Below are 8,836 nucleotides of genomic sequence, written 5' to 3'. Positions count from 1 at the left end.
TGATTTAGTTGCGCAGAACACATACGTTATCTAAAACGTTAATTACATCTGTGTAGGCCCCCAGAAAAATGACTAAAACGCAATCAATATTGCTCACTTTTAATCCAATGTTTTTTACCACAATTTTTACCACACGGATAATTAAGGAAAAAATGCGATTCTCGTTTGTAATGCAATGAATCCTATGTATAATGCGAGACACACGCTAATTATCGGAATCTGTCCGAGAAATTATAGTGAACTGAATACCAAATTCAGGGGCTGATTAGGATTCGACAGGATTCATGAAGCCTGAGGTGCATGTCGAGGGGCGGTTGGCCTCGTAAAAAAGCCGCATTTAAAGTAATCGCAAACGACGATAACTACGCTCTAGCGGCATAATAAGCCCGCTAGCACTCCTCCAAGAAATGCTTGTGGTTCTGGATTTGGAGTGTCACCCTACATAAGATCGCTACGGAAACCCTGGCCGGGGTTGAAGGGCTAAATATAAGCGGCCTCGCCTTTACTTATCGTGTTCGTCCGAGACTTAAAGGTTAACCAATAGACGATACTAAACATGTAGGACCGAGGGTCGACGCTTTCTGGACGGGGGTTCAAATCCCCCCAGCTCCACCACATTAAGTGTTATAAAACAGCCAGTTAGAGAACTTCTTTAACTGGCTTTTTTGTGTCTGCTGCAAAACATCCAATTTCCACCCACAACGGCCTTTGGGATCTCGCAATAGCTACAGTTTCAGATAAAACAACTCGACGCCTTATAAAAGTCTGCTGGTTTATATTCCATTTAAACGTTACCTATCGTTTACCCAAGTCAGCATCCAACCAATCACTGACCGTAGGTCACTCTCTAACTTCAAACTTATGAAATAATGCTCTGACATAATCAGGATTTGAGTACTTTGTGACAATTAAGTGTCCCTGCTCTTCTAGGTTCAGCCACAGGTCTATGGCAGCATGCAATCCAAAGTTATCCGTCTCGGGCGATATGCCCTGTAAGTAGCACTCAGGATTATCAATGAAATCATCTGCCAGCCATGACTCCCCTAATGTAAAGTCAAATAAGCTATCGTCAAAGTTATAAGCAGGTAGCCGCGTTCCATTCGCTATATGAGTAAGGAGCTCAACTTCAATTGTTTTGCCAAACCCCCTAATATCATTATTCATTATGATTGAGGTGCACGCCGCATAATAACCACGGCATTTCCAGTAGCTGTGAACCCAGCCACCCAAGATATGCAGCCGATGAATTGGCCGCTCATTTATACAACCTACCTCTTCCATCATCACGATTGCTGACTTGGAATCTGAGAACGTAAGATTTTTTATTTGGCCACAACGCATAGCAAGTAAGGTGACAGCCCTTACTTTTCAATGCCTCGACAAAGCCTTTACAGTACTCTGGGTGCTTATAGAACTGGTGTATCTTAAACACCTCATCAGTTGTGCCATAAAGCCAATCTATATTGACTGCAAACAAGTTTGCTGCGTCTTTCAACAATTCATCGGTAAGCTTTTCCAGCAATTTTGTCGGTGACGAGCAGTCAGATATTGTTAGGCCTCTACCAAAAAATGCCGGTATTTGGCTTTTTGCAACACCATGTGCCTCAAACAAGTCTAAAAATCGTTGCGCTGGGCATGTGCTAATCTCTACTTTTTGATTCAGCGTGCTTTTCTTTTTACGCCAGAGCTGGACTGTCGCATAAATAGCCATTGCTCCCGCAATAATACTGACAAACGAATCAGTGCCAGATAACCAGTCCATACATGTACTCCCCTGTTCAATGTCATTCCTTACGCTCTTCCTTGCAAGACTAGCTATAAAACTACCCCAACAACCCAATCAGCTGACGATTTATTTCAGCGGCTGACTCAGTCAAATCAACCGTGCAAAATCGTATATCATGCCCCTGTATGCTAACAACTTCATCATAATGTTCACCAATCGAAGGGTGTAATAGCATGCCCGATGAGGTCAAAGATAAAGGATCATTGGTACACTCTTGTGACCTTAAATAGGTATAAAGTTGATAGATATAACCGCTTTTGAATATTTCTCCACCATAATAATTATGTGTGGTTATTGATGTGTATTTTGTATCTATGATTAACCGCCGCTGGGCCACTGAGTTTTCAAGTTGCATATCTATTTGCATCGATGGCATAAGTTTATCAATTAGCTCTGATGCACCATCAATACGCCAATCTAGGCGCTTACCTCGTCTAACGGACCAATCCTTACCTAGCTTAGCGGTATAAAAGCCTGCTACGGCTTTTTCAAACAACTTTCTTACCCAATATGCTTGCTTGTCTGGAGATGGGTAAAGTTGATTGGCCGCCGACTCATTTATAAGCGCTAGATCAAAAGCCAGCGCAGCCAATTGTAATACCTTGCGATCAGCCATCTCATGCTTGCCAAACCGCTCATATTTAGGGTGATATTGTCTATCGAGCTTATCTGTTACGCCATACTGTTTCATTGACTTAACAAGGCTTACACAACTTTGCTTTAACTGTTTGCTTGAGACCAAGTAAAGCAAACGCTGTAGCGCCCCCAAAATAAAACGGTTTCTGGCCGTATCGACAGATAACGTCTCAAAAGCACAGCTCACTTTACCTTTTTTAAGTAAACCTTTTGAATACGTCTCTAGCGTATTAATACGACCTCGAACACGGTTTAATTCACCTGAGGTGCGTTCATAGCCATGACTTAACTGGCGTTTTAGCCTAGTGTTCACCTCACTACAAAACACCTCTGCAACCAAGTTCGCAACATCTTCATCAATGTCTTCTTTGTCACCTTTTTGATGCAGCAAATAGCGAAAATCAGACGCATATAGCATCAAAAGCCATAAATTTCTGACGGGTATCCCCGCAGCCGTATTGCACCTAACGGTTTCGACAATACTCATAGCGGTTTTAATAACGCGTCTTTTTGCTGCTTTGCTTTACTTGGCTCATCAAACCAATATTCAATCAATACTGGATATATCTGGGTTTCTACCACTAACTTAAACCAGCGACCTACATCTTCAATTTTACAGCCGCGCGCTGGGGTTACATAGCTATGGCCTATTTTAAATTGCTCACCCAAACTCTCGTCTGCAGCAATCACTTTATTTAGCGCATTGATACGGCGTTCAATTGCTTCTAAGCTGGTCAAGTCAATGTCTGTTTCTTGGTGCACCCAGTCACGCCATGGCTTGCCAAAAGTAGGTTCAAGATCAATAAATGAAAAACGCCTGCGTAGTGCTAAGTCAACCATAGCAAGGGATCTATCAGCCACATTCATAGTACCTATCACATAAAGGTTTTCAGGGATATATACAGGCTCGTCACCTTTAATACGGTAACTCAACTCCAAAGCTTCTCGCGGTGTGCGTTTCCCTTCTTCCAATAACGTCAGCATTTCACCAAAAATTTGCGCGGGATTACCTCGGTTAATTTCTTCTATTACCACAACATAATTATTTTTGGCATTTTGTTGCGCAAGCCTAACAAACTCTAAAAATGGTCCTTCACATAGCGACAGATTGCCGTCTTCGTTTGGTCGCCAGCCGATGATGAAATCTTCATAAGAGATATTTGGATGAAATTGCACCGCTTTTATAAAATCTTGCTGTTCCTGTCCAATTAACGCATAGCCTAAACGCTTTCCAAGCCATGTTTTTCCCGTTCCCGGCGGCCCTTGTAAAATGAGATTTTTTCTTTCTTTTAGGCAATACAACATGTCTTCAAGCGCATCTTGTGATAAAAAGCAGCCCTCCTCAACGATGCTTTCTACCGTATATTCTTTTCCTTTAAACGCTTCTTGCTGCTCATCATCTTCTAAAGATTCTTCGTAACTCAACCACTCATAGTTACCACCAGTGACAAAACGGATCTCATCTTCATCACGCAGCTTTTGCATATTGCTATCAATCGAAAACTCAGCGCTGTTGTTGTCAGGGAACAAAGCCTCTAACTCTTTTAGGTAACGTGCTTTGAACTCTACGCGTGAAAAAAACGCGCTGCGCTTTTCATGACAAAGGCCTTTAACTCGGGACAATACCTCTGTTTTCCATGTTAAACGCGTGTTTTCTTTCTTTTGAATTGGTTTTAGCGAAGCCAAAAGCGACAGCTCAGGGAATGAATGCACTGGAAATTCTGGCTCTGCAAACCTGATTTGTAAATCTTCTCTAATTGACAAGTAGTCACGACCGCTGCAACTTCTATCGGGGCCATTTCTTTGTGGTTTAATAGACAGTGTTGCCAAGTACGCTTTACTTTGCTTTTCAAGCGTCGGAAAGCTCCATGGCCTTACCCAATACAATCCCATCGACAAGTTCCAGCGTATGCCATGCTGGGCCGCCACTTTGTTGTATAAATTCACAAATACCGAATCGTCTTCGCTATTTTCATCAGCCAAACCTCTGGCAGCATCAAATAAGGCCCAAAGGTTATTGATGTCCTCTTCTCCTCTTTCTTCTTTAGAAGAAAAAAACCAAGACCTTTGATTATTCAATACAGGGATCGCTTCAAAAGACTCCGGTACTGGTATATCTAGCTGTAAAAAGTCAGCAAGCTCGTGAGCGATCTCTTTGCGGGTGTCAGGTCTTATATTACGATTGAATATGCCCATAACTGTAAATGGGTCAATATCTTCAAGATTTTTTCCCATGATATAAGATAGGTCGTATTTTTGTGCAACCGTCATCATCCAATCAATTAAAGCTGCTCTATTGTTTTTATAATCACTTAGTTCATTGGCAATGGCCTCATAAAAGCCAGTCCATTTAAATCTAATATCGTCTTCGGGTATGTCGCCAAATCGCTCTTTCCATGAGGCATGATTGGCAAACTTTTTGTAATTTTGTTCAGCATCTTCAAATGTAAACTTAATCAGCGCATCGGTGATCCACTCACCCGGCTCTACTCGCCATACTGTGGTTCTGCCTGTATAAAAATACCATTCTTTGGCTGGTGAATAGGTTTTTTGCCAATCGACTTGAAGCTGCCGTCCATCCTTTTTATTGCCTGTCACTACCCCAACGGCCTTGATCCCCATGACAGAAACCGTATTACCTCGAGTTTCAAAAGGTAAGTCTTTACGCCTTGTATACGCAGACTTGATAGCGATTCTATCGCCCACCTTGATGCTTTTTACATCTTGAGTGTACTTGTCTTCATAGCCGTTTTCCCAAATTCCTTGCTCAATAAAGCGCTGGGTTTGGTCAACACTTTGCTTGCCCCAACTCGCCCCCACAAACCAGCAAGGTCTGCTTTCGGCCAAGCTTTGTCTCATTTCTTTGACCAAAAGTGCTTTTAGTTCATTTTTAAATTCAGCATGTTGATTTATCTGAAGGATCAAAGTGCCAATGTAGGCCAAAGTATCGTCTTTGCTGTCCCAAGCTGGGTAAGATGCCGTTTTCACTAACTCTGGATAAATTCGCTCGACATGGGCGGCTAGCTCTGCATTCTCAATACTAAAACCATAACTAGTAAGCGTACTTTCAATCAATTGGCTGAGTTTATTTTTTGTTATCATTTCAATTCCTTTGCCTTCGCACTACTTAAGCCGCACGATGCTTTTTAAAATTTTCAGCCTGAGCAAAAATCTCTTTATAAACCTCGTCACGATTTACTGGTGGGTAACCAAATTTAGCCAGAAGCATGATCAAATCGACCTTTAAAGACGCTTTAATATCGTCTCGGTTGTTCCAGTCGGTATACTTGGCTTTATCATCCACCACTTCTTTCACTTCTTGAGCAAGCTCAATAAGTTTATCTTCTGGATAACTAAAGTCGTACTTAATTGCTAATGATTTTAGAATGTCGTAAAACGCTTTTTCTTCAAAACTGATCCCCAAATCATCATTTGAGTCCATTTCTGATTTTAAGCTGGTAAACATTGTGATGATTTCATCTGAAAAGTCTTCGAGTACTTCACTGACCAATACATCTTCTTCTTTGCGCTCATTGTATTTTTCAACCAAGGCTTTAAAGCGTTTGGTAAAATCCACCCCTTGGGCAAGATTTACCTTTTTCATTTCACCAATGGCTTTTGCTAGCATCTTTTGCAGTAGCATTATCTTGGTATTTGGCAGCTTAATTTTGCTGATTTTAGCAAGGTAATCTTCATCAAAAATATCTATCTCGCCATCATCGTTACCCAATTTAAAGATCTCTTCTACGCCATCACTTTTCAGTGCCTCGCTGATCATCTCTCGTACTTTAGCGTTCATCTGGGTCGTATCAGGGGCATCGCCTTTAGTTAACTTATAAATAATTGAGCGAACAGCTAAGTAAAAGTGAATATAATCCCGCTCTTTTTGTGAGAGCTTTTCACTACCACAACAAATGTCATAAGCGGCTTTTAAACGTTTAACTAACGCCATAAAACGCTTTTCTAACTTACCCACTGACAAGATAAATTCAGCCGCATTATTTAGACAGTTCAACTGTGCCACAGGTTCGCCAGTAAAATAGGGTGATGAATCGAACTTATGAAAAATACGAGAGAGTAAATCAAGGTGATCTTTAACCGCAATCACTGACTGATTAATGTCTTCAAAATTCGTTTCTTCTGATTTTGAAAACTGCGCGAGCGCCTTATTCATTGCTGTTTTAATACCAATGTAGTCAACCACTAAGCCTTTATGTTTACCCGAAAACTTACGGTTAACACGAGAAATAGTCTGAATAAGGTTATGTTTTTGTAATGGTTTGTCGATGTAAATGGTATCTAAGAATGGCACATCAAAACCGGTGAGCCACATATCAACAACAATGGCGATCTTAAAGTTAGATTTATCGTTTTTAAACTGTCGGTCTAGCTCTTTGCGGTACTCTTTAGTACCCAAAAGGTTGTAAAGCGTCTCTGGATCATCCTTACCTCGTGTCATCACCATTTTGACACGTTCCATCGGTTTGGCTAATTTACCTGCGCTGATGGCTCCCTTCTTCTCTTGCTCTGAATATTGCGCAATATCTTCAGCTTCTTTGATTTCGAACCATTCAGGGCGAATTGCTTCTAGCGCTTGATAAAACTGATAAGCAATTTCTCTTGAGCTACACACGAACATAGCTTTACCTTTAATGGTAGAGCCTTCTCTAATGCGCGCTTCATAATGTTCTACGAAGTCTTTAGCAAGGGTTCGAATACGATCAGGACCGCCCAATATCGAGTTCATGCTTGATGTGGCTTTTTTACTTTCTTCTATCTGATGTTCATTACTACCAGACTCTTCACACTGCTTGTAATAGGCTTCTATTTCTTCAAGCTTGGCATTATTAAGTAAAACTTTTGCCGCGCGGCCCTCATAGACAATACGCACGGTAATTTCGTCTTTCACCGACTCAGACATGGTATACGCATCGACCACCTCACCAAACACATCTAATGTGGCATCAATAGGTGTGCCGGTAAAACCAACAAAGGTGGCGTTTGGTAGTGAATCATGCAGGTATTTGGCAAAACCAAAGGTACGTTTTACACCTTGTTCAGTGATTGATACCTTTTGGTCTAAGTTAACTTGGCTACGATGCGCTTCATCTGAGATACAAATAACGTTGGTACGTTCGGTCAACAGTTCAATATCTTCAGTAAACTTATGAATGGTCGTTAAAAATACACCGCCACTTTGTCGGCCCTTTAGTAATTGTCTTAACTGATCACGGCTTTCAACACTAACAATATGATCATCACCAATATAGCTTTTGGCATTGGCAAACTGCTTCGATAACTGGTCGTCTAAGTCTGTTCTATCCGTGATTAGTACTATGGTTGGGCTTTCAAACTCAACGCTTTTCATTAAAAGGCGAGATAAAAATTGCATGGTAAAACTTTTACCACAGCCAGTAGCCCCAAAGTAGGTGCCGCCTTTACCGCTACCACCTTCAACCGTCCCGTCAACAGCAATCACTTTGCGCTCTTTTTTAATATTTTCAAAAAGCTTTCTCGCAGCGTAATACTGGGGATAACGACAAACAATTTTTACCTCACCTTTTGACTTATCAGGAAAGTAAATAAAGTTTCGGATCACATCGCACAAGCGTTCTTTATCAAACAAGCCTTGTAGCATGGTATGCAGTGCATTTATGCCGTCTTGCTCAACCGACTCATCACCTGTGACTTTTCGCCATGCGTAATAAAAGTCGTAAGGGGCAAAGACGTTCCCCATTTTATTATTTACACCATCACTGATGATACACAGGGCGTTAAATACAAATAGCTGCGGAATATCGCGGCGATAACGCGTGGTTAATTGCACATAGGCATCATGGAGTGAGGCTTGCTCTTCTCGAATGGCGCTTTTAAATTCAAACACCACTAGAGGTAAACCATTAATATATAAAATGCCGTCTGGAATACGTTTAGTGTTATCAGCAGACGGGCTTTCAATTTCTAGCTGATTGACAAATTTAAAAACATTGTGGCCGTCAATCACATCATCGTAGTCAATTAGCTGAATGTATAAATCTTTTTTAGACGCCTCACCTGGCTTGCTACCGGCTTCTCGCTTTAACAAAAAGCCATCACTTAACCATTTACAGAAGGTTTTATTGCTCTCATACAAATCACTGGCGGGTAGATTTTCTAGCTGCTTAATAATGCTATCGACTTCGCCTTGGGTGATATCATCTTTGGCGTAGCGACTAACAAGATAAGCTTTTAAATCTTCGGTGATTAATACCTGCTCTGGTGCGCGTGCGCCTTCAGCGAGTGACAGCTCTGCACCTGATGTGTACGGGTAACCTTGTTCGGCCAGCAATTCAATAATGGCAGCTTCCAATTGGGCTTCTGTAAATTTCATTTTTATTTTTCCCTAATACTTTTGGCCAGATTTTCTAATTTTCA

5 protein-coding genes and 1 other RNA gene are annotated in these 8,836 nt (G+C 41.3%); 1 reads left to right on the top strand and 5 read right to left on the bottom strand.

Annotated features, from left to right (window positions below; all coding sequences use genetic code 11):
- Positions 1-257 precede the first annotated feature (257 nt).
- Positions 258-615, top strand: a transfer-messenger RNA (tmRNA) gene (ssrA, locus tag N475_RS06710).
- Positions 616-840: 225 nt separating this feature from the next.
- Here ssrA and N475_RS06705 read toward each other — a convergent pair.
- From N475_RS06705 to N475_RS06685, 5 genes are all read right to left on the bottom strand, one after another.
- Positions 841-1,284 (bottom strand): hypothetical protein, encoded by a 444-nt coding sequence (locus N475_RS06705; RefSeq protein WP_155732552.1) that lies wholly within the window; start codon positions 1,282-1,284, stop codon positions 841-843.
- Positions 1,256-1,762 carry a hypothetical protein gene (locus N475_RS06700; protein ID WP_063364915.1) on the bottom strand — a complete coding sequence of 169 codons (507 nt, stop codon included), beginning with the start codon at positions 1,760-1,762 and terminating at the stop codon, positions 1,256-1,258. Before N475_RS06700 ends, N475_RS06705 begins: the two co-directional genes overlap by 29 nt.
- 61 nt (positions 1,763-1,823) lie before the next feature.
- On the bottom strand, positions 1,824-2,909 hold the full coding sequence (locus tag N475_RS06695; protein WP_063364914.1) for a 5-methylcytosine restriction system specificity protein McrC: 1,086 nt from the start codon (positions 2,907-2,909) through the stop codon (positions 1,824-1,826).
- Entirely contained in the window at positions 2,906-5,524 is a 2,619-nt protein-coding gene (locus N475_RS26025; protein WP_227008416.1) for an McrB family protein, read from the bottom strand. Before N475_RS26025 ends, N475_RS06695 begins: the two co-directional genes overlap by 4 nt.
- 25 nt (positions 5,525-5,549) lie before the next feature.
- Positions 5,550-8,792 (bottom strand): type I restriction endonuclease subunit R, encoded by a 3,243-nt coding sequence (locus N475_RS06685; RefSeq protein WP_063364913.1) that lies wholly within the window; start codon positions 8,790-8,792, stop codon positions 5,550-5,552.
- Positions 8,793-8,836 lie beyond the last annotated feature (44 nt).

The sequence above is a fragment of the Pseudoalteromonas luteoviolacea DSM 6061 genome, from assembly GCF_001625655.1.
Lineage (GTDB): Bacteria > Pseudomonadota > Gammaproteobacteria > Enterobacterales > Alteromonadaceae > Pseudoalteromonas > Pseudoalteromonas luteoviolacea.
This window is presented reverse-complemented; position numbering and strand designations above follow the sequence as displayed.